Source organism: Mesorhizobium sp. M4B.F.Ca.ET.214.01.1.1, assembly GCF_004791545.1.
GTDB classification, from domain to species: Bacteria; Pseudomonadota; Alphaproteobacteria; order Rhizobiales; family Rhizobiaceae; genus Mesorhizobium; species Mesorhizobium abyssinicae.
Window position 1 is genome coordinate 1 of sequence record NZ_SRUX01000042.1, and the last position, 2,133, is coordinate 2,133.

General features: G+C 56.3%; 3 protein-coding genes. 1 reads left to right on the top strand and 2 read right to left on the bottom strand.

The window, feature by feature from the left end; translation table 11 throughout:
• Window positions 1-262, top strand: a 262-nt coding sequence (locus EN857_RS35285; protein WP_210235156.1) for a hypothetical protein, incomplete at its 5' end; no start/stop codon positions are given.
• A gap of 333 nt (window positions 263-595) precedes the next feature.
• Here the strand turns inward: EN857_RS35285 and EN857_RS33190 are convergent.
• Window positions 596-787 (bottom strand): hypothetical protein, encoded by a 192-nt coding sequence (locus tag EN857_RS33190; protein ID WP_127393780.1) that lies wholly within the window; start codon window positions 785-787, stop codon window positions 596-598.
• Between the two features lie 375 nt (window positions 788-1,162).
• Window positions 1,163-1,585, bottom strand: coding sequence for a hypothetical protein (locus EN857_RS36010; RefSeq protein ID WP_245493410.1), 423 nt, complete (start codon window positions 1,583-1,585; stop codon window positions 1,163-1,165).
• Window positions 1,586-2,133: the final 548 nt, after the last annotated feature.

The window sequence follows — 2,133 nt, forward strand, 5'->3', positions numbered from 1 at the left end:
CTTCGAGGTTGTGAGAAATGGGCACGCTCTTGGCGATGCCTGGGTCGATCTCGATAGCCTGAGCGAAATGCGACGAGAGGCGCTCAAGGCTCTGCAAGACATAGCAGTCGACGAAATGGCCTCAAGCACTTTGGATGAATCCATGACCGTCTCCGTCTATGAGAAGCCGGGCGGCTGGTCTATTCCGCTACCATCAGCGTGTCTCAGTGGTTTCCGGTTTCGCAGGGGTCCCACTAAGCGGGGAACATCCCTGGGGCGCTAAGTTGGTGAGGCAAGGCCCCTGCTGTCCCCCGGCAGCGGGTTTCGCTTTAGCGCAACAGCAAGTACGCGCCCATGCCGGCCATTAATGAAGGTCGAAAAGTTAAACATACCGACAGATATGATCTTTCCGGGGCGATTGGATGGCGGGCCTTTTTTCGTATTGACAACGGAAGGCCGCATGGCGATGACAGCATCGATTCAAACACGGGGAGCTGCATGACAAAGAAACCATATGTGAAGCCTTCACTAGCGAAGAAAGCGAAGCTGTCGACCGTGGTCGCATTCAGCCTGTCCGGGCCGCTTCCACCGCCAGAGATTCCCGAGACCTGAGACATCAGGTGCGGGGGACCGGCCCGCTGGCTTCGGCCGGCGGGCTTTTTTGTTTCAGCCGATCGCTAGCCTCCAGATACGCAATGTCTATTAGGTACGTCAGCAGATCTTCACCATCCTGATGCATCCGATGGCGGATTACGCCCAGCAGGGATGCAACAAAGCGCAAGTTCTCCAGCTTGCTTGGCGAATCCATGATGCGCCTCCTAAGTTGACGATTCGTCCTATAATATTAGCGTATGCTTTCGCGAACGTCCTGCCCGCAATATTTGGCATTTTGAAACAGGCGCCCTTTAAGGGTCGGCGACCGGCGATAGCGGGAGTAATCTCCTACCTGCTTCAATAACTTCAGCGGTTCCTGTAATTGGAGGAACCGTTATATGCCCCGCGATCGACAATGGAGATGAGTGCAAAGCCATCTGTAGCTGTTGGCGCAGCGGCTGACGAGGGAAACTGGCATCGCGGAGGAAGAGGTCAAGTGTCTGATCGGGTGATTGGAACCGATTGAAATTCGCTGCTTCGCGAGCCTAGGTTCCTGAAAGGTCGACATTAGAGGGTTGCCGGCCGGCCACTAGCGGATCCGCTGAATGCGGCCCTTTTCGAGACGAAACACCCCGTTCTGACCGCCTTGCTTCTCAAAGTCGGTTTGGAGCTCATCCCAAGTGCCAAGATACTTTCCGCAATCATCGCAAGAAATCGGCGTCTCGGGACGCGCGTCATCGGGAATTCTGAGCCTGATGGTGAGGCAGTATGGGCATTCGAGCTTGTGATCGAGGTATTTCGGCGGCGCTGGCCCGTTCACTCTTCGCCCTGACTTCCGGATGATCCATTCCACAAAGTCAGGATCGACGGCGTCAGTACCGGTCAAATCGCGGACCATTTGCTCGGCGAATTGGCGCCATTGGCTTTCGGGGATCCTCTCTTCAATGATCGCACTGTGGAAGGCACTTCGCAGGATGTCGCCGTAGAGTGCCGACACCTCGTCACGTGACATGGTTTACCCCCGCACATAAGGCGAAAGCACCCCAAGCGCCCGCATTGCCGCTGCTTGGTGCTGGCGACTTGGGGATTATACGCCGTATTCCGGAATCGGCGAGTCCGAATGTAACAAGATCGACCCAGGCATCGCCAAGAGCGTGCCCATTTCTCACAACTTCGAAAAGGCATTTCGACATTCGGCCACTGTGAGACAAAGCAACTGTGGCGGCATTCAAATTTGAGGGCCGGCCATCCGGCCGCTATGCACAGGGAAGCCCCGGCAGCGGCCGCGCCGGAAGAATGGTTGACGCGGCCGATGTGGGGAAAGGGCCCCGTCCCCTTCTCGGGTCCGGGCTATCGTTGTCGCGTGAGGTACCAGAGGTGAAATTTCAGATGTTCTCCCGGGCAGCCCTCGCCGCGCGCAACCCACCAATGGACAAAGATGCTCGCTCGCGTGATGCTCGCGTAAGTGGGACGCAAGGCCCAGTCGACCAGGCACTAAAGTCCAACCCCTGCAAATAGAGCAAAAATATTAGCTGTTCTTTTATCAACATGGCTTTTCAC

What these genes read in the sequence shown, in the direction of transcription:
- EN857_RS36010 (WP_245493410.1), bottom strand. Translation starts at nt 1,585, where the DNA reads ATGTCACGTGACGAGGTGTCGGCACTCTACGGCGACATCCTGCGAAGT.
- EN857_RS33190 (WP_127393780.1), bottom strand. Translation starts at nt 787, where the DNA reads ATGGATTCGCCAAGCAAGCTGGAGAACTTGCGCTTTGTTGCATCCCTG.